The 24,196-nt window shown below is 72.1% G+C and carries 26 protein-coding genes and 1 riboswitch; of the genes, 13 read left to right on the forward strand and 13 right to left on the reverse strand.

What is annotated here, in order from left to right:
• Positions 1–4: 4 nt before the first annotated feature.
• The 4 genes from ACIOEW_RS37055 to ACIOEW_RS37070 all read right to left on the reverse strand — a co-directional run bounded on the left by ACIOEW_RS37055 (position 5) and on the right by ACIOEW_RS37070 (position 4,571).
• Entirely contained in the window at positions 5–1,546 is a 1,542-nt protein-coding gene (locus ACIOEW_RS37055; RefSeq protein WP_401969628.1) for a cobyric acid synthase, read from the reverse strand.
• Positions 1,543–2,571, reverse strand: coding sequence for a cobalamin biosynthesis protein (locus ACIOEW_RS37060; protein WP_401969629.1), 1,029 nt, complete (start codon positions 2,569–2,571; stop codon positions 1,543–1,545). Before ACIOEW_RS37060 ends, ACIOEW_RS37055 begins: the two co-directional genes overlap by 4 nt.
• 143 nt (positions 2,572–2,714) lie before the next feature.
• A riboswitch (cobalamin riboswitch) is annotated at positions 2,715–2,844 on the reverse strand.
• A 160-nt stretch (positions 2,845–3,004) separates the two neighbouring features.
• On the reverse strand, positions 3,005–3,238 hold the full coding sequence (locus tag ACIOEW_RS37065) for a hypothetical protein (protein ID WP_362546955.1): 234 nt from the start codon (positions 3,236–3,238) through the stop codon (positions 3,005–3,007).
• Between the two features lie 49 nt (positions 3,239–3,287).
• On the reverse strand, positions 3,288–4,571 hold the full coding sequence (locus tag ACIOEW_RS37070; RefSeq protein ID WP_401969631.1) for an anion permease: 1,284 nt from the start codon (positions 4,569–4,571) through the stop codon (positions 3,288–3,290).
• Between the two features lie 236 nt (positions 4,572–4,807).
• Between ACIOEW_RS37070 and ACIOEW_RS37075 the strand changes: the two genes are divergently transcribed.
• The 3 genes from ACIOEW_RS37075 to ACIOEW_RS37085 all read left to right on the forward strand — a co-directional run bounded on the left by ACIOEW_RS37075 (position 4,808) and on the right by ACIOEW_RS37085 (position 8,219).
• Complete coding sequence (locus tag ACIOEW_RS37075) at positions 4,808–5,473, forward strand: class II aldolase/adducin family protein (protein ID WP_362546961.1); 666 nt, start codon at positions 4,808–4,810, stop codon at positions 5,471–5,473.
• A gap of 121 nt (positions 5,474–5,594) precedes the next feature.
• Positions 5,595–6,722, forward strand: coding sequence for a hypothetical protein (locus tag ACIOEW_RS37080; protein ID WP_362546964.1), 1,128 nt, complete (start codon positions 5,595–5,597; stop codon positions 6,720–6,722).
• 186 nt (positions 6,723–6,908) lie between these two features.
• Entirely contained in the window at positions 6,909–8,219 is a 1,311-nt protein-coding gene (locus ACIOEW_RS37085; protein ID WP_362547040.1) for a hypothetical protein, read from the forward strand.
• A 173-nt stretch (positions 8,220–8,392) separates the two neighbouring features.
• Here ACIOEW_RS37085 and ACIOEW_RS37090 read toward each other — a convergent pair whose 3' ends face one another.
• On the reverse strand, positions 8,393–8,806 hold the full coding sequence (locus tag ACIOEW_RS37090; protein WP_401969695.1) for a VOC family protein: 414 nt from the start codon (positions 8,804–8,806) through the stop codon (positions 8,393–8,395).
• 154 nt (positions 8,807–8,960) lie between these two features.
• On the reverse strand, positions 8,961–9,851 hold the full coding sequence (locus ACIOEW_RS37095) for a neutral zinc metallopeptidase (protein ID WP_401969635.1): 891 nt from the start codon (positions 9,849–9,851) through the stop codon (positions 8,961–8,963).
• Positions 9,852–10,130: 279 nt separating this feature from the next.
• Between ACIOEW_RS37095 and ACIOEW_RS37100 the strand changes: the two genes are divergently transcribed.
• From ACIOEW_RS37100 to ACIOEW_RS37110, 3 genes are all read left to right on the forward strand, one after another.
• A complete protein-coding gene (locus ACIOEW_RS37100) occupies positions 10,131–11,729 on the forward strand; it encodes an ABC-F family ATP-binding cassette domain-containing protein (protein ID WP_362546969.1) in 1,599 nt (532 codons plus the stop codon).
• Between the two features lie 401 nt (positions 11,730–12,130).
• On the forward strand, positions 12,131–12,352 hold the full coding sequence (locus ACIOEW_RS37105; protein ID WP_007263382.1) for a helix-turn-helix domain-containing protein: 222 nt from the start codon (positions 12,131–12,133) through the stop codon (positions 12,350–12,352).
• Positions 12,353–12,512: 160 nt separating this feature from the next.
• Positions 12,513–13,304, forward strand: coding sequence for an enoyl-CoA hydratase/isomerase family protein (locus ACIOEW_RS37110; protein ID WP_362546972.1), 792 nt, complete (start codon positions 12,513–12,515; stop codon positions 13,302–13,304).
• A gap of 118 nt (positions 13,305–13,422) precedes the next feature.
• Here the strand turns inward: ACIOEW_RS37110 and ACIOEW_RS37115 are convergent, their stop codons facing one another.
• Positions 13,423–14,142 (reverse strand): hypothetical protein, encoded by a 720-nt coding sequence (locus ACIOEW_RS37115; protein WP_362546975.1) that lies wholly within the window; start codon positions 14,140–14,142, stop codon positions 13,423–13,425.
• 252 nt (positions 14,143–14,394) lie between these two features.
• Here ACIOEW_RS37115 and ACIOEW_RS37120 point away from each other — a divergent pair, with 252 nt between their 5' ends.
• From ACIOEW_RS37120 to amaP, 5 genes are read left to right on the forward strand one after another with little or no spacing between them, the layout of a single operon-like run.
• Positions 14,395–14,889 carry an Asp23/Gls24 family envelope stress response protein gene (locus tag ACIOEW_RS37120; RefSeq protein ID WP_351002974.1) on the forward strand — a complete coding sequence of 165 codons (495 nt, stop codon included), beginning with the start codon at positions 14,395–14,397 and terminating at the stop codon, positions 14,887–14,889.
• A 31-nt stretch (positions 14,890–14,920) separates the two neighbouring features.
• Positions 14,921–15,112 carry a hypothetical protein gene (locus tag ACIOEW_RS37125; RefSeq protein WP_136330255.1) on the forward strand — a complete coding sequence of 64 codons (192 nt, stop codon included), beginning with the start codon at positions 14,921–14,923 and terminating at the stop codon, positions 15,110–15,112.
• On the forward strand, positions 15,109–15,471 hold the full coding sequence (locus tag ACIOEW_RS37130; RefSeq protein ID WP_362546979.1) for an Asp23/Gls24 family envelope stress response protein: 363 nt from the start codon (positions 15,109–15,111) through the stop codon (positions 15,469–15,471). The genes ACIOEW_RS37125 and ACIOEW_RS37130 overlap by 4 nt, the downstream gene beginning before the upstream one ends.
• Positions 15,468–16,154 (forward strand): DUF6286 domain-containing protein, encoded by a 687-nt coding sequence (locus tag ACIOEW_RS37135; RefSeq protein ID WP_401969639.1) that lies wholly within the window; start codon positions 15,468–15,470, stop codon positions 16,152–16,154. The genes ACIOEW_RS37130 and ACIOEW_RS37135 overlap by 4 nt, the downstream gene beginning before the upstream one ends.
• Positions 16,151–16,738: an alkaline shock response membrane anchor protein AmaP gene (gene amaP / locus ACIOEW_RS37140; RefSeq protein ID WP_362546985.1), complete on the forward strand. Its 588-nt coding sequence runs from the start codon at positions 16,151–16,153 to the stop codon at positions 16,736–16,738. The genes ACIOEW_RS37135 and amaP overlap by 4 nt, the downstream gene beginning before the upstream one ends.
• Positions 16,739–16,809: 71 nt before the next feature.
• Here amaP and ACIOEW_RS37145 read toward each other — a convergent pair whose 3' ends face one another.
• From ACIOEW_RS37145 to ACIOEW_RS37170, 6 genes are all read right to left on the reverse strand, one after another.
• Positions 16,810–17,565: an SDR family oxidoreductase gene (locus ACIOEW_RS37145; RefSeq protein WP_362546988.1), complete on the reverse strand. Its 756-nt coding sequence runs from the start codon at positions 17,563–17,565 to the stop codon at positions 16,810–16,812.
• Between the two features lie 4 nt (positions 17,566–17,569).
• Complete coding sequence (locus ACIOEW_RS37150; protein ID WP_362546991.1) at positions 17,570–19,381, reverse strand: glycoside hydrolase family 15 protein; 1,812 nt, start codon at positions 19,379–19,381, stop codon at positions 17,570–17,572.
• 94 nt (positions 19,382–19,475) lie between these two features.
• A complete protein-coding gene (locus ACIOEW_RS37155) occupies positions 19,476–20,279 on the reverse strand; it encodes an SURF1 family protein (protein ID WP_401969697.1) in 804 nt (267 codons plus the stop codon).
• 71 nt (positions 20,280–20,350) lie between these two features.
• Positions 20,351–20,584: a hypothetical protein gene (locus ACIOEW_RS37160; RefSeq protein WP_073735263.1), complete on the reverse strand. Its 234-nt coding sequence runs from the start codon at positions 20,582–20,584 to the stop codon at positions 20,351–20,353.
• Positions 20,585–20,648: 64 nt separating this feature from the next.
• A complete protein-coding gene (locus ACIOEW_RS37165; protein WP_401969642.1) occupies positions 20,649–21,692 on the reverse strand; it encodes a DEDDh family exonuclease in 1,044 nt (347 codons plus the stop codon).
• A 69-nt stretch (positions 21,693–21,761) separates the two neighbouring features.
• Positions 21,762–22,388 (reverse strand): TetR/AcrR family transcriptional regulator, encoded by a 627-nt coding sequence (locus tag ACIOEW_RS37170; protein WP_401969644.1) that lies wholly within the window; start codon positions 22,386–22,388, stop codon positions 21,762–21,764.
• A 112-nt stretch (positions 22,389–22,500) separates the two neighbouring features.
• On the opposite strand from ACIOEW_RS37170, the gene ACIOEW_RS37175 reads away from it, so the two are divergent.
• Together ACIOEW_RS37175 and ACIOEW_RS37180 are read left to right on the forward strand one after the other, a co-directional pair.
• Positions 22,501–23,301: an acetoacetate decarboxylase family protein gene (locus ACIOEW_RS37175; protein WP_401969646.1), complete on the forward strand. Its 801-nt coding sequence runs from the start codon at positions 22,501–22,503 to the stop codon at positions 23,299–23,301.
• On the forward strand, positions 23,298–24,182 hold the full coding sequence (locus ACIOEW_RS37180) for an SDR family NAD(P)-dependent oxidoreductase (protein WP_401969648.1): 885 nt from the start codon (positions 23,298–23,300) through the stop codon (positions 24,180–24,182). The genes ACIOEW_RS37175 and ACIOEW_RS37180 overlap by 4 nt, the downstream gene beginning before the upstream one ends.
• Positions 24,183–24,196: the final 14 nt, after the last annotated feature.

The raw sequence follows: 24,196 nt of genomic DNA on the forward strand, positions 1-24,196 counted from the left end.
GCGTTCATGCGCGTGTTCCAGGTGCTCCGGGGGCGATGAAGGGAAGTCCTGCCGGTGCACCCGACTCGATGAGCCGCCACAGCGCGTCGGTGTCCGCGTGTTCTTCGATCAGGTCGCCGAGCCGGTCGAGCTGTTCCTCGCGCAGCCCGGCGAAGCAGGTGTCGGGGGCGGGGACGAAGCGCCGGCCGGCGGCCCGCGCGATCTCCGTCAGGAAGCGCCGGCGGAACGCGTCGCTCTCCAGCGAACCGTGCCAGTGGGTGCCCCACACGGCGCCGGAGCGGCAGCCGTCGAGGCGCTGTCCCCGACCGTCGGTGAGGAACGGCTCGCCGCCGCGCACGTCCGCGATGCCGTGGTGGATCTCGTACCCCTCGACCGGGGCGCCGAGTGCCTCGCCGACCGGCCGGGCGAGGGTCTTCTCGCGGTCGAACCGGATGCGCAGGGGCAGCAGCCCGAGCCCGTCGACCTTCCCTGCGCGCGACTCGACGTCGTCCTCGATCTCCTCGCCGAGGATCTGGTAGCCGCCGCAGATGCCGAGGACCGGACGGCCCTCGGCGGCGCGCCGCCGCAGCGCGTCGGCGAGCCCGCGTTCGCGCAGCCAGGAGAGCGCCTTCACGGTGCCGCGGGTGCCGGGCACGATGACGAGGTCGGCGTCGGCCAGTTCCTCGGCACGGTCCACGAACCGCACGATGACGCCCGGTTCCGCGGCGAGAGCGTCCACATCGGTGAAGTTGGACATCAGCGGAACGGCGCACACGGCGACGCGCAGGATGTCCTCGCCGTGCGGCGGGGCGACGACCGACTCCCGTACGGTGCCGCGCAGCGACACCCGCAGGCCGTCCTCCTCGTCGATGCCGAGGCCGTGGGCGAACGGCAGCACGCCGTACGTCGGCCGTCCCGTCAGATCGCGCAGCATGTCAAGGCCGGGCTCCAGCAGGGAGACGTCACCGCGGAACTTGTTGACCAGGTAGCCGGCGATCAGCGCCTGGTCCTCGGCCGAGAGCAGTGCCGTCGTACCGAAGAACGAGGCGAAGACCCCTCCGCGGTCGATGTCTCCGACGACCACCACCGGGAAGCGTGCGGCCCGCGCGATGCCCATGTTCACGATGTCCGTGCGCCGCAGATTGATCTCGGCCGGACTGCCCGCCCCCTCGCAGATCACTGCGTCATACGTGCCCCGAAGCTGCTCCAGGCAGTCCACGACGGTGGACAGAAGTTGCTCCTGCCGGCCGCCGTGGTAGCCGCGGGCGCTCATCTCGCCCACCGCGCGCCCCATCAGGACGACCTGGCTGGAGCGGTCGCCGCCGGGCTTGAGCAGGACCGGGTTCATCAGTGCGGTCGGCTCGACCCGGGCGGCCTGGGCCTGCATCGCCTGGGCGCGGCCGATCTCCGCGCCCTCGCGGGTGACGAAGGAGTTGAGCGACATGTTCTGTGCCTTGAACGGTGCCACTTTCACACCCCGGCGCACCAGCCAGCGGCAGATGCCCGCGGTGACGACGCTCTTGCCCGCGTCCGAGGTGGTCCCGGCGACCAGCAGTCCGCCGCTCATGTCGGTCTCCGTCCTGAGAGTCGAGGCCCTGCGGTACGGGTCCCCGGGAGTCGAGTTCCCGCGGTACGGGCCCCCGTGATCCGTCGTGCCGCGAGTCCCGCGCCCAGGCGGGCCGCCACGCTCACGCCGAGGGCCAGCGCGCTCACCCGGCGCGACAGTCGTACGGCACGCTCGATGTCCTCGCTCTCCACCGCCCGGCCGGTGGCCCCGTTGAGTACGGGGCGGTGCTCGACCCGGCCGCCGTAGGCGAGCGTCCCGCCGAGCCGTACGCCGAGTGCGCCCGCGAAAGAGGCCTCCACCGGACCCGCGTTGGGGCTCGGGTGCTTGGCCGCGTCGGCCCGCCAGGCCCGGACCGCTCCCCGTGGCCGCCCCCCGGCGGCCACGGCGAGCAGGGCCGTCAGCCGGGCGCCCGGCCAGCCCGCGAGGTCGTCGAGGCGGGCCGAGGCCCAGCCGTAACGCCGGTAGCGGGGCGATTTGTGGCCGACCATCGCGTCGAGCGTGTTGGCGGCCCGGAACCCGACGAGTCCGGGGACCCCTCCCAGCGCCCCCCACACCAGGGCGCCGACGACGGCGTCCGAGGTGTTCTCCGCGACGGACTCCACGACGGCGCGGGCGATCTGCGGCCCGTCCAGGGACTGCGGGTCGCGGCCGCACAGATGCGGCAGCCGCTCACGGGCCAGGCCGATGTCCCCGGCGGCGAGCGCGCCGCCGATGGCCCGGGCCTCGCGGCCCAGCGACGTACCGCCGACGACGGACCAGGTGGCGGCGGCGGTCAGGGCGACGGACGCGGCGGGGTGGCGGCGCAGCGCACGGGTGGCCAGCGCGGCAGCCCCGGCGGCGCCTCCGGCGCAGACCAGGGTGTGCAGTGCGCCCCAGCCGCGGTGGTCGTGCCACAGACGGCGTTCGACGCCTGCCGCGGCCCGCCCGAAGGCGGCGACCGGGTGTCCCCTGCGGGGGTCACCGAGCAGCAGATCGCCGATCAGACCGGCCGTGGCGCCGTACGCGAAGATGCGATCGGCACGCACGGTTCAGCCGGCCGTTGCGCCTCGAAGGACCTTTGGACAGGCAGTTGCTGGCAGGAGCAGCACAGGACTGGACGCACGGCAGCCGGGCATGGCGGTATGTCCTCACTCAGGGTCCGCGCCCTGGTTCGACGTGACGGCGACGAGAGTCTCCTGGCTTCCGGATCCGCAGTTCCCCCGGTCTTCCAGTCCGCGTGTGGACCGTGACTTCCGTGGTGGGGGGCTGCTCCCCGGTGACAGTGGCGGGACCGCGCCGGATTCGCACCGGCTTCCTCTGCTGTCGCCGTAATGGCTCCGGCAGTCCACCACGCTCCGCGAACGCCCGTCAACTTGCCGTTGACCTGCGACGGCGCAGTGTGCTCAGACGCACATCGGGCCGGACGCACACGTGGTGCGTCCGGCCCGATGCGAAGGAGCGGGGAGTGAGTGGTGGGGCTCAGGCGACGATCAGGTAGATGCCGTAGGCCACCGCCGCGGCGCACAGTCCGAAGCAGACGTACGCGCCGGTGCGGGCCAGCAGGAGAGACCCCCCGGCCGGTCCGCCCTGTGCGGCCGGTTCCGGCTGCTTGGAGAGGCCGACGATGCCGAGGGTGAAGAGGCCCACCAGCGCGATGGTGGCGACGAGGGAGACGCCGAAGACGGTGCCGAGGGCTGCCCAGTCGATGTTCATGTGGATCTGTCCTTACCGGAGGCTCTTGGGGTCCCTGAGGGACAGTCCTTCAGACCGTGGCGGGTCGGGCCGGGTCGGTGACCGGTCCGGCCGGGGCCGGGATGGTGGCCGTGAGGTCGTGGGTCATGGCAGCCGCCGTGGGCGGCGGGCTGACGGCCGCGATTGCGGTGGTGACGACGCCCGCGGGCTCGTCGTCACCGGCCGCTGCGCCCTCGTCCTGGCCGCCGGGTGCGACATCGTCGTGCCCGACGGGCTTGCGGCGCGACAGCATCCAGATCGCACCGGAGCCCGCGATCAGCAGCGCCGCGACGACCACGACACCCCAGGTGCCCTGCTTGGTGAGGAACTCCGCGCCCGCGCCGACCAGACCTGCGGCCGGCAGGGTCAGACCCCAGGCGACGAACATCCGCGTGGCGGTGGACCAGCGGACCACGCCGCCCTTGCGGCCGAGGCCCGCGCCCATGACGGCACCGGAGCACGACTGGGTGGTGGAGAGGGAGAAGCCGAGGTGCGAGGAGGCCAGGATGACGGTGGCCGCACTGGTCTGGGCAGCGAAGCCCTGCGGCGGCTTCAGCTCGGTCAGGCCGCTGCCCATGGTGCGGATGATGCGCCAGCCGCCCAGGTAGGTGCCGAGTGCGATGGCGAGGCCGGCGCACACGATGACCCAGACCGGCGGGTTGGAGCCGGGGGAGAGGACGCCGCCGGTGACCAGGGCGAGCGTGATGATGCCCATGGTCTTCTGCGCGTCGTTGGTGCCGTGCGCGAGAGACACGAGCCCGGCCGAGGCGATCTGGCCGGCGCGGTAACCCTTCGCGGTGGCCTTCTCCTGGGCGCCGCCCGTGACCTTCCCGCCGATGCGGTAGGTCAGCTTGGTGGCCAGCAGCGCGGCCAGACCGGCGACGACCGGTGCGGCGACCGCGGGGAGCAGCACCTTGGTGACGACGGTGCCGCCGTCGACCGACGACCAGCCGGCGGACATCACCGCGGCGCCGATCAGGCCGCCGAACAGTGCGTGGGAGGAGCTGGACGGCAGGCCGACCAGCCAGGTCAGCAGATTCCACAGGATGGCGCCGACGAGCGCCGCGAAGATGACCTCGGTTCTGAGCCCGTCTTCGTTGATGATCCCGCCGGAGATCGTTTTTGCGACCTCCACCGACAGGAACGCGCCTACGAGGTTGAGAACGGCGGACATGGCCACCGCTGTCTTGGGTTTGAGTGCGCCGGTCGAGATGGTCGTGGCCATCGCGTTGGCGGTGTCGTGGAAACCGTTCGTGAAATCGAACACTAGAGCTGTCACGATCACAATCGCGAGCAGCAGCGTGATGTGTTCCATTTACCCAGGCAATCGTTCGACGTCAGTGGCACGTGGACCGTAGGCAATCCGAGTGAACGGAAGATGAACTGAGCGGGGCGTTGCGGTGACTCCAACCGGAGTCCCGCCGCCCTTTTCGCCCGCCGCGCGACGGTGGGATTCCGGCGCAGGCCGGTGTGGGCCCGGAATCCGGCGTTCGGGCGGGCCTTCGGGGGAGGGGCGGCAGCGGGCCGCTCATCCGTTGAAAGGATCTTCGTATGAGCAGCGAGTGGCGGGATTCGATCGAACGGGCCTGGGGTGCTGTCGTCGCCACCGCCCGCAGGACGGCCTCCGAGGGGCTGGTCGTGGGGACCTCGGGCAACGTCTCGGCGCGGGTCGGCGCGACCGTGCTGGTCACCCCGAGCGGAGTGCCGTACGACCGGCTCCGCCCCGAGGATCCGGTCGCCGTCGATCTGGAGGGCAACCAGGTCCTCGGCGACATGGTCCCCACCAGCGAACTCCCGCTCCATCTCGCTGTGTACCGGAACACCGACGCGGCCGCCGTCGTGCACACCCACGCGGTGCACGCCACGGCCGTCTCCACGCTCGTCGCCGAGGTGCCGTCGGTCCACTACGCCGCCGCGATGCTGGGCGGCCCTGTCCGGGTCGCCGCCTACGCCCGCTACGGCACCGACGAACTGGCCGGAAACATGCTCGCCGCCCTGCGCGACCGCACCGGCTGTCTGCTGGGCAACCACGGCACCGTCACCTACGGCGCCACCCTCGACGAGGCGTACGACCGGACCGCCCAGCTCGAATGGCTGTGCCGCCTCTGGCTCGCCGCAAGCTCCGTACCCGGCCGCACTCCTGCCCTGCTCACGCCGGAGCAGCTGAATGACGTCAAGGAAGCGCTGAAGGGGTACGGGCAGCAGCCGGGCAGATAGTCGGGCGTCCGCCGGGCCGGGTCCCGGCGGAGGCCGCGCGAGAACCGTGCGGGGAGGGGGCGGGCCACCGTACGGCCCCCGCCCGCTGGCCGTACGCGGCGCGGACCGGGAAGCTGAAGCCGTGCGCCTGGCTACAGCAACGGCAGCAGCCGTCACCACCATCCTCGGCGTCGGTGCGGCAGCGGTCGCGGCCGGCCGGTACGCCGGCGACGTCGCCCTCAGGGCGCCGTCCGGCCGCCCCCTCCCCGCCGACCGCAGACTGACCGTGCATGCGACCGCGGCCGGGCAGGTCACCCTGACCCGGTCCTTCACCTCGCTCCGGCCCGGCACCTACGGGCTGGTGGGCGACGACGTCCACGCCGTGGTGGGCCCGGTGATCGACCAGGCCCACCAGGCCCCCGACACCGTCGTACGCCGACTGGAACGCGTGAACCGCGGCACCCTGCGCCCCGGCGCCAAGGTCCGCATCACGCCCGAGCTCCACAGCGGTGACCCCTCCACGGCTCTCGGCCTCGAATTCCGCGAGGTGGAGATCCCCGGCGAACTCGGCGGTCTGCCCGCCTGGTTCGTGCCCGGCCCCCGTGACACCTGGGTCATCACCGTGCACGGCATCGGCACCACCCGGGAACACCCGCTGAACGTGACGGGCTTCCTGCACGGGCAGCAGCTGCCGGTGCTCGACCTCGCCTACCGCGGCGACCCCGGAGCGCCCCGCTCACCGGACGGGCTTTCCCACCTCGGCGAGTCCGAGTGGCGGGACCTGGACGCGGCCATCCGCTTCGCCGTGCGCTACGGCGCCGAACAAGTCGTCCTGTACGGCTGGTCCACCGGCGCCTCGATGGCCCTGCACGCCTGCGTCAACTCGGCGCTGCGGGACCGGATCTGCGGTCTCGTCCTCGACTCGCCGGTGCTGGACTGGGCCGCCACCCTGCGCGCCCTGGCCGCCGCCAGGGGGGTCCCCTCCGCCCTGCTGCCCCTCGCCGTCCGTGCCGCCCAGGGGCAGACCGGGCTGCGCGGAGCCCGGCTCCTGGACACGTCGCTGCCCCGGACGCTGCACGTCCCGACGCTGATCTTCCACGGGCCCGACGACACCCTGGCCTCCTGGCAGCCGTCCCGGGAGCTCGCCGCACGCCGCCCCGACCTGATCGCCCTGCACGCCGTACCCCAGGCTCCGCATGCGGCGATGTGGAACGCCGGCCCGGCCCGCTACGAAGAGACGCTGCGGCGCTTCCTCACGCCCCTGATGTGAGCTGATGTACCGCTTCGGCCGGTTGGTCCCGGCCGGTGCGGCCGCGCCCCCGACACCGGTGATCCAGGTTCCGTTTGGGCTTTCGGGCCGTCAGAGGCAAGACTGCTCCCCGTGACGTCCCGTACCCCGCGCGACTCCAGGCTGCGACTTGTCCGCCCGCGACCCCTCGCCACAGCTCGCAAGGCCGTGACAACCCGGCGCACCAGGCCGGCGCCCCGCCCGCCCGAGGGCACCCCGCCCCGGGCGGAACTGGCCCGTCAGGCCAGGACCGCTCTCGCCGACGCCGTACGGATCGCCCGCTGGGCGGCCGACGGTGCGAGCTCCGGCACGCCTCCACTGGCCGCCCAGGCCCTCGAACGGGCTGCGGCCGCGCTGGAGTTGTCCCCGGCCCAGGTGCGCTCCGGCTGGGACCGGGCCAGGCTCGCCGGACTCGTGGAACTGCACGGCGACACCGCTCGGCCCGGCTGGCGGCTGCGCGCCTGGGATCGCGACGACTCCGCCGTGCTCCGCGGCTGGGTGGCGCTCTTCGACGCATGGTCGCTCGTCCACCCCGCGCCGCAGGGCATCGAGTCCACCGCGGTCGCCGAGGCCGTCGAGGCCGTGCCCCAGGTGCTCTCCCTCCTTCAGCTCTCGGCGGGCCCGGTCACCGTGCCCGCCCTCCTGGACCTGCTCGGCCAGCGCGTGGCGGAGCTGCACGAGGAGCGCTGCGAGGTGCCGTACGGGCCCCAGCCGCTGCCCGCCCCCGCCGCACCTGCGCCGGCCGCCCACCCCGCCGCGCTGGTCGCCCTCCTGCTGGACTGGGCCCTGGAGGGGCTGGCCGCCGTCGGCGCGCTCACCCTCGGCGTCGGGACCGCCACCCTGACCCCGCTCGGCAACTGGGCGGTCTGGGTCAAGCTGGAGCAGATCTGCGTCGCCGCCCAGAGCCCGGCCGGGAACATCGAGCAGTCCGCCGCCGACATGCTGCTCGGCTGCGCCCGCCTCACCCCCGGACCGGCCCGTGCCGAATACCGCGCCTGGCTGGCCGCCCGCCCCGTCGGCAGCGCCGTCGCCGAACTCCTCGGTGTGGCCCGCGGTGAGGACGCCCTGCTGCGCGGGCTCGCCTTCGAGGCGCTCCGCGTCGTCGGCGCACCGGCCGAGCCCGAGGTGCGCTCCGTCGTCACCGACCCGTCGCTGCGCCCCTACGCGCTGCTCTGGCTCGCGGAGTACGACGGGGCCGACCCCGAGGACGCCCAGGAGGTCCTCAGCCGGGAGGAGGCCACCTGGCTCTGGGTCGACACCGCGGCGGCCGTCGCCGACCACGGCGAGACGGGACTGCTGGTCCGCCACCTCGACTCGGCCGTGCAGGGCACCGTCCCGGCGCTGCTGGACGAGGTACGGGCCGTCGGCCACCCCCGCACCGTCCAGGTTCTGGTGGCCCTGGCCGCCGCACACCCCGACCCCGCGCTCGCCAAAGCGGTCCGCAAGGCGGCGTTCCAGGTGCACACCGGCGGAGCCTGAACCGGCGTCGGGCCGCTGTCCGGTGGCATCCGGTTCCCCGGGGCGCCGGACAGCCCGCAGCCTCAGCCGGCGGGGACAGGTCGCGCGGACGGGCCGCCCACCTCGCCGGGCCGCCCACGCCGCCGGGCCGCCCACGGTTCCGGCCGTGGAGCCGGCCGGGCCCGTACGGCCGCTCAGCCCGCCGTCCCCGGGGCGTACGTCCCGAAGCTCCACACATTGCCCTCCGCGTCCCGCGCCATGTAGTCCCGGGAGCCGTAGTCCTGGTCGGTGGGCGGCATCAGGATCTCCACCCCGTGCTCCACCGCCCGCGCGTGGTGGGCGTCGACCTCGTCGACCACCACGTAGACGCCGGCTGGCCCCGCCCCCTGCATCGCCTTGGCGAAGACGCCCTCGCGGCCCTTGGAGCCCAGCATCACCCTGCCGTTCCCGCAGGACAGCTCCGCGTGCATCACCGTGCCGCCCTCGCTCTCGTACACCGCTTCCGCGGTGAAGCCGAGGCCCTCCGTGAGCGTCTTGATCGCGGCCTTCGCGTCGTCGTACAGAATCGTCGGATAGACCGTCGGAACGCCCGCCGTCGCGTCTGTCATCGTGCTCATCCCCTTCTTGCGCCGAACCGGGCCTGCGGCGGCCCGTCTGTGATCTGCGTCTCAGTCTTCCACCGGGCACTGACAATGCCCTGCGTGAAAACCGGCTCCGCGCGCGGACGATGTGCGAAACCGGCTCCGCGCCGTCCGCGCGGGGTCAGCGGAAGGTGTCGCAGTCGGCCATGTCGCCGCTGCGGAAGCCGGTGGTGAACCATTGCTGGCGCTGCGCGGCCGAGCCGTGCGTCCAGGACTCCGGGGTGACCCGGCCCTGGAACCTCTCCTGGATCCGGTCGTCCCCGACCGAAGCGGCCGCGTCGAGCCCGTCCCGGATGTCCGCCCGGGTGAGCTCGGTGATCAGCGGCCGGCCGGTCGACTCGTCGGGCGTGGTCGTCGCGTGGTTCGCCCAGACCCCGGCGTAGCAGTCGGCCTGCAGTTCCACCTTCACCGCGTTGCTGTTCTCGCCGGTCCGCCCGTCCTGCGAGCGGGCCAGCGTTCCCATCTGGTTCTGAACGTGGTGTCCGTACTCGTGGGCTACGACGTACGCCTCGGCGAACGGCCCGCCGCTCGATCCGAACTTGGTCCGCAGCTCGTCGAAGAAACCCAGGTCCAGGTAGACCTGCCGGTCGCCGGGGCAGTAGAACGGCCCCACGGCCGAGGTCGCCGGCCCGCAGGCCGTGTCGACCCGGTCGGTGAACAGGACCGTGCGGGCGCCCCCGTACGTGGCGTCGCGCCGCTGGAACTCCTGACCCCAGTAGTCCTGCACGCTGTTGACCACCGCGACCGTCCGGCAGTCGTCCTTGGTGTTGGCGTCCCGGCCGGTCCGGCAGTTCTGCTCGACCTGCGCGGCCGAGGAGGCGGTCGCGGTCGTGCCCGAGTCGCCGGAGGAGAGCCCGAGCTGATCGGGGCCGACCCCGAAGAGCAGTCCCAGGATCAGTGCGATGACCCCGGCGATCCCGCCGCCCACGGTGGCCCTGCCGCCCGGGATACGGCTGCCACGCGCGTCCTGGACCTCGGACGTGTCCAGATCGGCGTCGTCGTCGAACTGCATGCCACCACCCTCTGCTCCGCTCGCGGCTGCCCCACAGCTATGCGCCGAGTATCAGATAATTCACACCGCAATGCCCGTTTTTGCTCACGTGGTGGAGTGGGCCGGGCGCGCTGGGCGAGCTTCGGGCAACTGCGGTGGGAGCGGGCGGAAAAGTGGTTGGACACCGCCAGTAGACTGGTTCTCATGGCAATTCTCCTTGTGCGTGTGCGTGAGTAACGGCGTCGAGTCGTGAATCGCTAGCCGTTCCTCCGCCGTCCATACCGCTCTGGAGTTTTTCCCTTGATCACCGCTTCCGGCATCGAGCTGCGCGCCGGCGCCCGCATGCTCATCGAATCCGCCTCTTTCCGTATCGCCAAGGGCGACCGCATCGGCCTCGTCGGCCGCAACGGGGCGGGCAAGACCACCCTCACCAAGTGCCTCGCGGGCGAGGGCACCCCGGCGGCCGGCACCATCACCCGCTCCGGCGAGGTGGGCTATCTCCCGCAGGACCCGCGCACCGGCGACCTCGACGTGCTCGCCCGCGACCGCATCCTCTCCGCACGCGGCCTCGACGAGATCCTGCGCAGGATGCGGGAGAACGAGGAGCGGATGGCGAACGGCAAGGGCGCCACCCGCGAGAAGGCGATGAAGAAGTACGAGCGCCTGGAGACGGAGTTCCTCACCAAGGGCGGATACGCGGCCGAGGCCGAGGCAGCCACCATCGCCGCGGCCCTCAGCCTTCCCGACCGGGTGCTCGCCCAGCCGCTCCATACACTCTCCGGTGGTCAGCGCCGCCGTGTCGAGCTGGCCCGGATCCTCTTCTCGGACGCCGACACCCTGCTCCTCGACGAGCCCACCAACCACCTCGACGCAGACTCGATCGTCTGGCTGCGGGACTACCTCAAGAGCTACCGCGGTGGATTCATCGTGATCTCCCACGATGTCGAGCTCGTCGAGACGGTCGTCAACAAGGTCTTCTACCTCGACGCCAACCGCTCGCAGATCGACGTCTACAACATGGGCTGGAAGCTCTACCAGCAGCAGCGCGAGGCCGATGAGAAGCGCCGCAAGCGCGAGCGTCAGAACGCCGAGAAGAAGGCCGCGACGCTCAACGCCCAGGCCGACAAGATGCGCGCCAAGGCCACCAAGACCGTTGCCGCTCAGAACATGGCCAAGCGCGCCGACCGGCTGCTCTCCGGGCTGGAGGCCGTCCGGGTCTCCGACAAGGTCGCCAAGCTGCGCTTCCCGGACCCCTCGCCGTGCGGCAAGACCCCGCTGATGGCGGAGGGCCTCTCCAAGTCCTACGGGTCGCTGGAGATCTTCACCGACGTCGACCTGGCGATCGACAAGGGTTCCCGGGTCGTCATCCTGGGCCTCAACGGTGCGGGCAAGACCACCCTGCTCCGTCTCCTCGGCGGCGCGGAGAAGCCCGACACCGGCGACATCATCGAGGGCCACGGGCTCAAGCTCGGCTATTACGCCCAGGAGCACGAGACCCTCGACCCGAACCGCACCGTCCTGGAGAACATGCGCTCCGCGGCGCCGGACCTCGACCTCGTGGCGGTCCGCAAGACCCTCGGTTCGTTCCTCTTCTCCGGGGACGACGTGGACAAGCCCGCAGGGGTGCTTTCCGGCGGCGAGAAGACCCGGCTCGCCCTGGCGACGCTGGTGGTCTCCTCTGCCAACGTGCTTCTTCTGGACGAGCCCACCAACAACCTCGACCCGGCCAGCCGCGAGGAGATCCTCGGCGCGCTGCGCACGTACAAGGGTGCGGTCGTCCTCGTCACGCACGACGAGGGTGCGGTCGAGGCGCTCCAGCCCGAGCGGATCATCCTGCTGCCGGACGGCGTCGAGGACCTGTGGGGTGCGGACTACCGGGACCTGGTCTCGCTGGCCTGACCCGGCCGGCTGCTGCCCGGGGCCTGCCCCGGCCGCCGGCCCCGCGCGCGGCGGCCGCTTCCCGGCCGCCGCGGCCCGCTGATCCACTCGCACTGGATCATTCGGCCTACGCGTGATCCATCATCTGTGTGAGGACGTCTCGTACCTCGGCGCGGCACCCGGCAGATACCTGTCGGGTGCACGCATGAGGGGCCTCGATCCCCGTGCGGCCCTGACCTGGACGTTCCTTCGGCACTGTTCCCCCGCTGCCCCCACAGTCCTGCGGAATGCCTGATTCCGGTCATGCCGGTGTCCTCCCGGGGCGCCGATCCGCTTGCACGGACCTTGCCGAATGGGTGGCCAGGACGGCCCCGAGGGGTGATCATGAGAGTCCAGAGCGCACTTCCCACGAGGAGGCACGGGTGGCCGAGACTCTGAAGAAGGGCAGCCGGGTAACCGGCGCCGCGCGCGACAAGCTCGCGGCAGACCTGAAGAAGAAGTACGACTCCGGTGCGAGTATCCGGGCGTTGGCCGAGGAAACAGGCCGCTCCTACGGATTCGTCCACCGGATGCTCAGCGAGTCCGGAGTGACGCTGCGGGGACGTGGCGGAGCGACACGAGGCAAGAAGGCCGCGGCGGCCTGACGGGCATCCGCGGATCGGGCCAGGTCGTACGACCCGGCCCGGGGCTCACCGGTTTCGGCGGTGGCCACCCGGTCGATCGTGCGGTCGATCGGGTGGTTACTGTTCAGTCACTTAGCTCTGTGCTGACTGTACTGACTGCACCCCGATCCGGAGGCGCTCCATGACCTCGCTCGACACTGTGCTCGACAAGGACGGCGTACGACTCACCGTCGACGACGCGGTTGCCACGGTGACCCTCACCAATCCGGCCAAGCGCAACGCTCAGTCCCCCGCTCTGTGGCGGGCGTTGACGGAGGCCGGACGGGCTCTGCCCGGCAGTGTGCGGGTCGTCGTGCTGCGCGGCGAAGGTGTGTCCTTCTCTGCCGGTCTCGACCGCCAGGCATTCACCCCCGAGGGGTTCGACGGTGAGCCGTCGTTCCTCGACATGGGGCGCGGCCCGGAGGCCGAGCTCGACGCGGTCATCGCCGAGTACCAGGAGGCGTTCACCTGGTGGCGCCGCAACGACATCGTGTCGATCGCGGCCGTCCAGGGGCATGCCATCGGCGCGGGCTTCCAGCTCGCCCTCGCCTGCGATCTGCGGATCGTCGCCGAGGACGTGCAGTTCGCCATGCGCGAGACCAGCCTCGGGCTGGTGCCCGACCTCACCGGCACGCACCCCCTGGTGCACCTGGTGGGGTATGCGCGCGCGCTCGAGATCTGCGCCACCGGCCGCTTCGTGCACGCCGCCGAGGCCGAGCGCACCGGCCTGGCCAACCTCGTAGTGCCCGCCTCGGAGCTCGAAGGAACCGCCCGTGATCTGGCCGGCGCCCTGATCGCCGCGCCGCGCGACGCCGTCATCGAGACCAAGGCCCTGCTGAGCGGTGCCGTCTCCCGTACGTACGAGGAGCAGCGCGTCGCCGAGCGTGCCGCGCAGGGCCGTCGGCTGCGTGACCTCTCGGGCACGCTCGACTGACAGCGCACCGCCACTGAACAGCGCGCCGTCACTGACAGCAGCACCGTCACTGAACAGCGCAACCGCCACTCACGCGACACCGGGCTCCCGGGCACACTGCCGGGAGCCCGGTGCCACGTCAGCCGGCCGACGGGACCTCTGGCCCCGGTCCCTCCGTCACCGCCGTGACCAGCACCGCGACCGGCGGATGCCCGTCCACCGCCTGCGTCACCGCCGCCCGCACCGCGCGAGCCACGTCCAGCGCCCGGTGCCCGCCGTCCGTCGCCAGCTCGACCCGTACGTGGTCCGGGCCCGTGTGCACGGATGCGCCCAGCACCCGCGTCAGCGTCGCGACCCCCGTCACTCCAGCGGCCGCACGACCCGCCACGCCCTCCGGATCCGCCGGGCGCACCTCGACAGGGGGCGGTTCGGCCCGTTCCGGTTCGGTCTCCAGCAACTCCGCCACCTGGACATCCACCTCGTCGACCACGAGCCCGAGCCGCCGCGCGGCAGCCGTCAGCAGAGCGGAGCGCAGCGCCGCGGCGGCGGCCGGAATCGGCTGGTGCGCCGTCGCGGCCACCATGGCCTCGATGCGCAGCGGGCCCGGCGGCAGGGCGCTCGGGGGCGGCGGCACCTGCGGGGCGGGAGCCGCCTCGGCATCGGCCACGGCGATCCGCAGCTCCAGCAGAACCGGCCCAGGACCGCCCACCGCCCGGCGCAGCACGCCGGTCGCGGCCCGTTCCGAGATCCAGGCCCCGTCCGCCGGACCACCCAGCGGGAGCAGCCGGCCCAGACCGAGCCGTTGCCGGACCGCGGCCGTCCATCCTTGGGCTCTCTGCGAGCCGTCAGCCGTCGTCATTGCCTCAGCCTGCCGCATCCACGGCGCGAGACGGGGCAAGCGCACCCACGACCTCACCCGCGATTGCCGGCGTCGCGGCGGCCGGGACCACCGTCTCCCGCGTTGTCGTCGGTCGGGATGGCTCAGCCATCCCTCCCTCCTCCGTCCTGGATCCGGAGGCCCCGGACACCGCTCCTTCTCCCGCTGGCAATCGCGGGTGAGGTCGTTAATGTGGGCGAGGAAGTCCAACCTGTCCTGAAGGGAAGAACGGCGATGACCGATACCCCACAGCGGAACCGGCCCGAGAGCCTCGACAAGGACTCGACCGGCGGCGACAGCAGGAGCAACCAGCTGACCAAGCGCGGCGGGGGAGACCCCGCCACCCGCGGCCGTACGACGATCGCCGACGGAGTCGTCGAGAAGATCGCCGGAATGGCGGCACGCGACGTGGTCGGCGTCCACGCGATGGGCAGCGGACTCTCCCGGACGTTCGGCGCGGTGCGTGACCGGGTCCCCGGCGGCTCCAAGTCCGTCACCCGGGGTGTGAAGGCCGAGGTGGGCGAGTCCCAGACGGCCCTCGATCTGGAGATCGTCGTCGACTACGGCGTGTCGATCGGCGACGTCGCCCGTGATGTACGGGAAAACGTTGTCGCGGCAGTCGAGCGGATGACGGGTCTCGAAGTCGTCGAGGTCAACATCGCGGTGAGCGATGTGAAGCTGCCCGACGAGGACGACGACGAGGACCAGCCCGAGCCACGACTCCAGTAGTCCTCCCGTCAAAGGCAGTTGAGGAGCGCAGATGAGCATGGCTGTGGTCGGCATGGTGGCCGGCATGGCGCTCGGGTTCGCCGGGTACTTCGGTGGGTTCGGTGCCTTTCTGCTGGTGGCCGCGCTGGGGGCGATCGGCTTCATCGCCGGTCGCTTCCTCGACGGTGACCTGGAGCCCGGCGACTTCTTCCGGAGTCGCGATCGCGGCGACCGCCGGCGGTGACGGGGGTGCCGGGGGCGGATGGCCGGGTTGCCGCCGCGGAGCGCGGGGAGACCCGGATCGCCGACCGGGTCGTCGCGAAGATCGCCGCGCAGGCGGCGAAGGAGGCGGTCGACGAGCCCGCGAAGGACGCCGCCTCGCCGCGGGCGACGGTCACGGTGCACCGTGACACCGCTCGCGTACGGGTGAGTCTGGAGCTCGGATATCCCAGTGACATCGGGCACCAGTGCGGCGCGGTGCGTCGGCGGGTCGCCGAACGGGTAGAGGCGTTGGCGGGGATGGAGGTGCCCGAAGTGGCCGTACAGGTCGAGCGCCTGCACCCCTCAGGAGCGAGCCTCGCGGCGCAGGGGAGGATCCGATGACCGAGCCCCAGAACCCGGAACACGGCACGCAGCGTCTGCCCACCGCCGAGCCGGTGGAACACGGAGACGTGCTCGAACTGGACCAGTCGGCGTCGTCCGCGGCATACGACCCGGTCCCGGCCAAGGAACGGAGCGAGGGCGGAGCGGGCCGCTTCTGGTCCGCCCGCCGCATTCCCGCGGGCATCACCGCCCTGGTGGTCCTGGGCGGCGCGGGACTGCTGCTCTACGACGTCGCGGCGGTCCGTGCCGACCACCCGGCGATGCGGTGGCGCCGCTCGCTGGCCGACGAACTGGCCGAGCGCCGGCTGGACGACGTCTGGGTGCTGACGGGCGCCTCGGTCGCGGTGGCGGTCGGCCTGTGGCTGATCGTCCTCGCGCTCACGCCCGGACTGCGTGATCTGCTGCCGATGCGCCGGGACCGCCCGGGTGTACGTGCCGCCCTCGACCGGACCGCGGCGGCCATGGTCCTGCGCGACCGGGCCGTGGAGGTGTCCGGTGTGCAGTCGGTCCGGGTCCGGATGGGCCGGGGCAAGGTGGGAGTGCGGGCCGTCTCGCACTTCCGTGAACTCGACGACGTACGGGCCGATCTGGACACCGCGCTCTCCACCGGCATCAAGGAACTCGGGCTGGCCAGGCAGCCGAGCCTGTCCGTCCATGTCCGCCGACCGGCGAAGAAGGGGTGAGCGGCGTGCTCAGGACCGTCAACCGGGTACTGCTCGGCCTGGCCGGACTGGTGCTGGTCTGCGTGGGCGGCGGGGTACTGGCCGCGGCGCTCGGGCTCTCCGTACCGTCCTGGTGGCCCTGGTACGGCAAGCACGACGTACTGCTCAGTGAGGCGGACCGGGACCGCTGGCGCTCCGAGGGCTGGTGGTGGCCGGTGGTGATCGCGGTCCTCGCGGTCCTGGTGGTGCTCGCGCTGTGGTGGCTGCTGGCCCAGCTGCGCCGGGCCCGCCTCTCCGAAGTGCTCGTGGACAGCGGCGACGGCGAGGGCGCGCTGCTGCGCGGCCGCGCCCTGGAGGGTGTGCTCGCGGGAGAGGCGGGTGCCCTGGACGGGGTGGCCCGCGCCCAGGTCGTCCTGACCGGCAGGCGCAGTGCTCCGCAGGCCCGGATCCGGCTGCTGATGGAACCGCACGCCGCACCCGACGAGGCGCTTGGCCGGCTCACCGACGAGGCGCTGGCCCATGCCCGGGACTCGGCCGGCCTGGCGCAACTGCCCGCCGAGGTGCGGCTGAAGGCGGTCAAGCACCGTGCGGAACGCGTGAGCTGAAGCGCCGTACGCGACGCCGGAGGGGCCGGACAACGACGGTTGTCCGGCCCCTCCGGCGTGCCGCGCGTGGCTCAGAAGCCGTGCCGGGACCCGCCGTCGACCGGCACCATGATGCCCGTCAGATAGGAGGCGGCAGGCGAGAGCAGGAACGCGGCGGTCCGGCCGAACTCCTCCGGGGTGCCGTAGCGGCGCAGCGGGATGCGCGCCTCGTTGGCCGTGCGCGCGGCCTCCGCGTCGCCGGACAGCGCGTCCAGTTCACGTACCCGGTCCGTGTCGATGCGGGCAGGGAGCACGCCCACCACCCGGATGCCCCGCGGGCCGAGCTCGTCCGCGAGCGACTTGGCGAAGCCGGCCAGACCGGGGCGCAGCCCGTTGGAGATGGTCAGTCCGGCGATCGGCTCGTGGACGGAGCCGGAGAGCACGAAACCGATGACCCCGCCCTCGCCGAGTGCCGCGGCCGCCGCCCGGGCCAGTCGTACCGCACCCAGGAACACCGACTCGAAGGCCGACTGCCACTGCTCGTCGGTGTTGTCCGCGAGGAAGCCCGGCGCCGGACCACCGACGCTGATGAGAATGCCGTCGAGCCGGCCGAACCCCTCCTGCGCGGCCTCCACGAGCCGCTGCGCCACACCAGGGTCGGCGTTGTCGGCGGCGAGCCCGACGGCGTCCGGGCCCAGCTCGTCGGCGGCCTGCCGGACGCTCTTCTCGTCGCGGCCGGTGATGATCACCTTCGCGCCGTCGGCGACCAGCGAGCGTGCCGTGGCGTTGCCGAGCCCCCGGGTCGCTCCGGTGACGATGTACACACGGTCCTTCAGTCCAAGATCCATGGCCCTATCCTGCCGCGTCGTCCCGGGCCACGTCTTCGGCGGCCTGCGCCTCGGCCAGCGCCACCGCCGTACCGACCAGACCGATGTGGCTGAACGCCTGTGGGAAATTGCCCAGTTGGCGCATGCCCGCGGTGTCGTACTCCTCGGCGAGCAGCCCCACGTCGTTGCGGAGCGCGAGCAGTCGCTCGAAGAGTTCGGTGGCCTCCTCGGTGCGGCCCGTCATCCGCAGCGCGTCCGCCAGCCAGAACGAGCAGGCGAGGAACGCGCCCTCACCGCCCGGCAGCCCGTCGATCGACGTGCCGTCCGTGCTGTACCGGCGCACCAGCCCGTCGCTGCCCAGCTCGTCCCGCACGGCGTCCACCGTCCCGATGACGCGCGGGTCGTCCGGCGGCAGGAATCCGGTCCTGGCGATCAGCAGCGTCGCGGCGTCCAGGTCCCGTGACCCGTACGACTGGGTGAAGGTGTTGCGCACCGGGTCGTACCCCTTCTCGCACACCTCCCGGTGCACGGCGTCGCGCATCGCCCGCCAGCGGTCGGGGTCGCCGGTCAGTGACGGGTCCTCCTCCAGGCTGCGCACCGCACGGTCCGCCGCCACCCAGGCCATCACCTTGGAGTGCACGAAGTGGCGGCGCTGGCCGCGGATCTCCCAGAGCCCCTCGTCCGGCTCGCGCCAGGTGGACTCCAGGAAGCCGAGCAGACTGAGCTGCAGGCTCCAGGCATGCGGCTTGTCGTCGAGACCGGCGTCCCGGGCCAGCCGGAGCGAGTCGATGACCTCCCCGTACACATCGAGCTGGCGCTGTCTGACGGCGGCGTTGCCGATCCGGACCGGGGCGGAGTGCTCGTAGCCGCGCAGCCACGGCAGCTCGGACTCCGGGAGCCGACGCTCGCCCGCGAGCCCGTACATGATCTGCAGATCCGCCGGGTCCCCGGCCACCGCGCGCAGCAGCCAGTCCCGCCAGGCTGCCGCCTCCTCCAGATAGCCGGCCGAGATCAGCGCGCCGAGGGTGAGGGTGGAGTCCCGCAGCCAGCAGAAGCGGTAGTCCCAGTTCCGTACGCCGCCGATCTCCTCCGGGAGCGAGGTGGTGGGGGCCGCCACGATGCCGCCCGTCGGGCCGAAGGTGAGCGCCTTGAGAGTGATCAGCGACCGGATCACGGCTTCCCGGTAGGGCCCCTCGTACTTGCAGCGGGCGGACCAGTCGGCCCAGTCGGACAGCGTGTTCTCCAGCGCCTCGTAGGGGTCGACGAGGTCGGGCCGGGGCGAGTGCGAGGGGTGCCAGGTCAGGACGAAGGCCACCCGCTCCCCGGCGGAGACGCTGAACGACGAACACGTGGAGAACTGCTGGCCCCAGGTCTTGACCGGCGGTTCGCTGCGCAGCCACGCCGAATCCGGCCCCGCGACCGCCACCCGGTGGCCGTCCGAGCGGCGCATCCACGGCACCACGGAGCCGAAGTCGAAGCGCAGCCGGATCACCGAGGCCATGTCGACGGTGCCGCTGACTCCCTCGACGATCCGCATCACATCGGGCTCGTGGTCGCGTTGCGGCATGAAGTCGATGACCTTGACCGTGCCGGTGCGGGTCTCCCAGAACGTCTCCAGGACGAGGGAGTCGCCCGCGTACGCACGCCGGGTGCAGGTGTCCGCGCCCTTGGGGGCGATGCGCCAGTGGCCGTTGTCCTCGTCGCCGAGCAGTGCGGCGAAGCAGGCGCCCGAGTCGAAGCGGGGCAGACAGAGCCAGTCGACAGAACCGTTCCTGCCGACCAGGGCGGCTGTCTGGAGATCGCCGATGAGGGCGTAGTCCTCGATGCGTGGGGTCACGTTGTGGCGTGTTCCCGAACCTGGTCCCGGTTAAGCAGACTCGGTGTCAGGAGAGGCGGGAGTCACCCCGGCGGACGGCGGTCCGGACGTGCCGTCAGGCCTTCACGGGCTCGGGTTCCGCCGCTTCGGTCTGTCCGGCGGCCGTGGCCGCCGCTGCCGCCCGGTCGCGCTTCTCCCGGCGGGCCAGCACCACATAGCCGACCGGGACTCCGGCGGCGAAGAGCCACCACTGCACGGCGTACGCCATGTGCGGGCCGATGGAACCGTCGTCGGGAGCCTCGATCAGCTCGGGGGTGTCGCCCTTCGGCTCCGGTCCCGTCTGCTCGATGTAGCCGCCGAGCACCGGCCGGGACAGGAGCTTCGCCTGCTGGGAGCTGTTGATCAGCATCACCTGGCGGTCCGGCAGGTCCGAGAGGTCCTTGATGCCGCTGGCACCGGTCGTCTCGTCGGCCTTGAGCCGCCCGGTGACGGTCACCTCGCCCGTGGGCACGGCCGGAACGTCGGGGAAGGCGTACTGGTCGGAGGCGGAGGGGACCCAGCCGCGGTTGATCATGACCGTGCCGCCGCCCTTGAGGTCGAACGGGATCAGCACATGGACGCCGATGGAGCCGTCGGTCGCGGTCCGGCGGCGCACGACGACCTCGTGCTTCTCGTCGTACGTCCCGGTGGCGCTCACCGCACGCCAGTAGTCGGAGCGCGGAACGGTGTGACCGGGGGAGGTGAGCGTGGCGACCGGAACGGGCTCCGCCTTGAGGTTCCGCGAGATCAGGGCGTTCTGCGCGACCTTGTGCTCATGCCGGTGCAGCTGCCAGAAGCCCAGCTCGACCATCGTGGGAATGAGTACGAGGGCGATGAGGGCGAGAATCAGCCACTGCCGGGTCAACAGGAAGCGGTACACCCCATGACGGTACAACTGCGTCATGGGGTGCATTGCGGAGGGGGTGGGGGAAGGGGCGCGGCGCCCGGTGTTCAGACTTTGTCGATGATGCCCACCTTCCCCTCCGCGCGGGCGCAGTGGCCGCCGCAGAACCAGTGCCCGTCGACCTCGACACCCTGGCCGATGACCTGGACCCGGCAGTGCTCACAGATGGGCGCCATGCGGTGAATGGCGCAGGAGAAGCAGTCGAAGACGTGAATCGCGCCCTGCGCGTGCACCTCGAAGGACATCCCGTAGTCGTTTCCGCATACTTCGCAACGTGCCATGCGCCACAGGGTGGGACGCTGGGATGGTGGCGGGCGAGCGGCGGGCGGGCGAGTCGCCCCCGGTTCACTCCGATGACGGCGTCGGAGCCGGTACCTCACGGCCTCGTTCGCGAGGGCCGGCGGGAGCGCCGCCGGTGGCCGCCGCGGCCACATCCCTCAGAAGATGGGTGAAGGCGCTCTCGTCGAGGATCGGGGTGCCGAAGGACTTCGCCTTCACCGTCTTCGACGTCGCCGCGTCCGGGTCGTTGGTGACGAGCAGGCTCGTCAGCCGGGAGACGCTCGTCGCGACATGCATACCCGCCTCCACGGCCCGGTCCTCCAGGAGCTCGCGGTCGACGGAGGTGTCCCCGGAGAACGCCACCCGCATGCCCTGCATGAGAGGTTTGTCCTTCTCGTACCGCCCCGGATTCGGATGCGGGCAGGCCGGGCGCTTGCGCGAGGGGCGCCAGCTGTTCTGTGCGCTGTGCGAGGACTGGTGACCGATCCGCGGGGTGACGGGGGAGTCCGACCACTCGGTCAGCGGCCGGCACTCCAGCAGCGGCAGCCGCACCCCGCCCCGCGCGGCCGCGTGCAGGCTCGGGCGGAACGCCTCGGCGAGCACCCGGGCGTCGTCCAGCGCATGGTGTGCACGCTCCTGCACCACGCCGAAGTGTGCGGCCAGCGACTCCAGCTTGTGGTTGGGCAGCGGCAGCCGCAGCTCCTTGGAGAGCGCGATGGTGCACAGCCGCTGCTGCACGGGTGCGACGACCGAGGCACGCGCGTACTCGCGGGCGAGCATCGACCAGTCGAAGGCGGCGTTGTGCGCGACGAGCACGCGGTCGGCGAGCCGCTCGGAGAGCTGGGCTGCGACCTCGGGGAAGAGCGGGGCGCCTTCCAGGACATCGCTCGTCAGCCCGTGGATCCAGACGGGACCGGGGTCGCGCTTCGGGTTGACGAGGGTGTACCAGTGGTCCTCGACATTGCCCTGCGCGTCCAGGCGGTAGACGGCGGCGGAGATTATCCGGTCGTCCCGTGCGAGTCCGGTGGTCTCCACGTCGACGACCGCGTACCCCTGCGGGTAGGCGGTCGGCCACGGTGCTGCGGTCTGGCGGTCGTCGAGCATGGTCACAGAGAATACGGGCCGCGACCGACAGTCCCCTATTCGGCCGTCACCCGGGACCGCCCCGCACGGCACGCCCTATCCCCCGCGGGCGGCCAGCAGCCCGTCCACCAGGGCCCGCAGGGACGTGACGAACAGCCGGTCCTGGTCGGCCGGCCGGGCCAGCGCCCGAGCCAGTGCCGGGTCGCCGCCGGCCGTCTCCGCACTCCACAGATCACCCTCGGCCGGTGACTGGACAGGGGACCGCTCCCGGTTGCGCTCGACGAGCAGGAAGCCGACGGTGTGGAACTGCACCGCCCGCACCGCGGCGGCCGCCCGGGCGCCGCGCAGGCCGGCGGCGTGCACCTCGTGGGCGAGCGCCTGCTGGGCCGGCAGGAACATCCGTTCCGTCAGTCCCCGTTCGTGGACCATCGCGATCAGATGCGGCCGGGCGCGCAGTTCCCGGCGGAGCCCGCGCGCCACGGAGACGATCCGGGTGGCCGGGGCGCGGCCGGTGGGGCGCAGGGTGCCCATCTCCTGGACGGTCCGCTCGACGAGGGCGTCCAGCAGCGACTCGCGGTTGCCCACGTGCCAGTAGATCGAGGTGACGGCGGTGCCCAGCTCGGCGGCCAGCTTGCGCATGGTCAGGGTCTGCGGGCCGTGCTGCCGCACGAGTCCCGCAGCGGCCGCGAGGACCTCCTCGCGCGTCAGCGACGATCGAGCCACATCTCCTCCAGACTCCGGAACTCCGTTACACGCACGGCTATTTACCCTTCACGAGCTCCGGTGTAACTGTGTTACAGAACCCGGCACGGACAACCGAGAAGGGTGGCACCGCATGGCACGTGTACGGTACGGCGCGCGCACCGAGGCCGAGATCGCGGCGGCCCGCGAGGCCCGCTCCCGGCTCCCCGACATCTGGTCCACCGGCGTGAGCGCCGTCTGGGAGAGCGACCCCGACGCGGTGGCGGCCGTCCTCCCGCCGCCCCTGAAACCCTCCGGACGTCCGCTCGTCCGGGCGAGCATCAGCAAGGTGGACCTCCCCGGCTACCCCCTCGGCGCGGGCTCCGTCGCCGTCGCCGCCGTCCATGACGGGCACGAGGGCTGGTACCCGCTGGTCATGCCGATGACCCACGAGCGGGCCCTGACCGGCGGCCGTGAGGTGTTCGGCGAGCCGAAGAAGCTCGGCGAGGTGAGCGTGGAGCGCGACGGACTCGTCGTGCACGCCTCGCTCACCCGCCACGGCATCGCCTTCGTCGAGATACGCGGCGCGGTCGGCGAACCGCTCCCGCTGCCCGAACCGGCCACCAAGCTCGACTTCTACTTCAAGTTCCTGCCCGCGGTGGACGGCGATGGTTTCGACGCCGACCCCGTCCTGATCCACTGCACCCGCCACGAGAAGGTCCGCCGGCTGGAGCGGATCACCGGCGACGTGGTGCTGCGCGAGTCCGTGTACGACCCGGTCGCCGACCTTCCCGTGCTCCGGGTCGTCGACCTCACCATCGGCGAGAAGACCAGCGACCAGCAGGGCCGGGCCGTCGAGCGGGTGAGCGCAGACGCGCTGCTGCCGTACATCCACCAGCGCTACGACGACCCGCAGCAGATCCACGACGGCCCGCCGCGGGGGAGTGTCCGATGAGGCTTCAGGAGGGGCAGGTCGCCGTCGTCACCGGCGCCGCGAGCGGCATCGGGCTCGCGATGGCGCGCAGGTTCGCGGCCGAGGGTCTGAAGGTCGTGCTCGCCGACGTCGAGGAAGGCGCACTCGACAAGGCGGCCCGCGAACTGCGCCGGGACGGTGCCCAGGTGCTGGCCGCGGTCGTCGACGTCAGCGAACGCGACTCCGTCACCGCGCTGGCCGACACCGCTTACGACGCCTTCGGCGCCGTCCATGTGCTGTGCAACAACGCCGGCGTCGGCTCCGGCGCCGAGGGCCGGATGTGGGAGCACGACCCGAACGACTGGAAGTGGGCCTTCGCCGTCAACGTGTGGGGCGTCTTCCACGGCATCCAGGCCTTCCTGCCGCGCATGCTGGCGGACGGTACCCCCGGACACGTCGTCAACACCTCGTCCGGTGACGGCGGGATCGCCCCGCTGCCCACCGCATCCGTGTACGCGGTCACCAAGTCCGCCGTCGTCACGATGACCGAGTCGCTGTACGCACACCTGAGGGCGGAGGGCGCGGCGGTCGGCGCCTCGGTGCTCTTCCCCGGCCCGCACATGCTGCGCACCGGACTGTGGGAGTCGCACCGCAACCGGCCCGAGCGGTACGCCAAGGAGCGCCCGCGCCGGACCCCTTACCGCAGCCTCGACCAGTGGGAGACCGCGATGAGGTCGGCCGGCCACGAGGTGGAGTTCACCCCGGTGGAGGAGGTCGCCGAGACCGTCGTGGACGGGATACGCGCCGGCCGCTTCTGGATGCTGCCCGACAGCGAGCACAGCGACCGGCAGATCCGGGCCAGGTCGCGGTCGATGCTGGAGCGGGCCAACCCGTCGTACCTGGAGAGCTTCGTACTCGACTGAGGAGCTGGGATCTA

It is taken from the genome of Streptomyces sp. NPDC087901 (genome assembly GCF_044742205.1).
Lineage (GTDB): Bacteria > Actinomycetota > Actinomycetes > Streptomycetales > Streptomycetaceae > Streptomyces.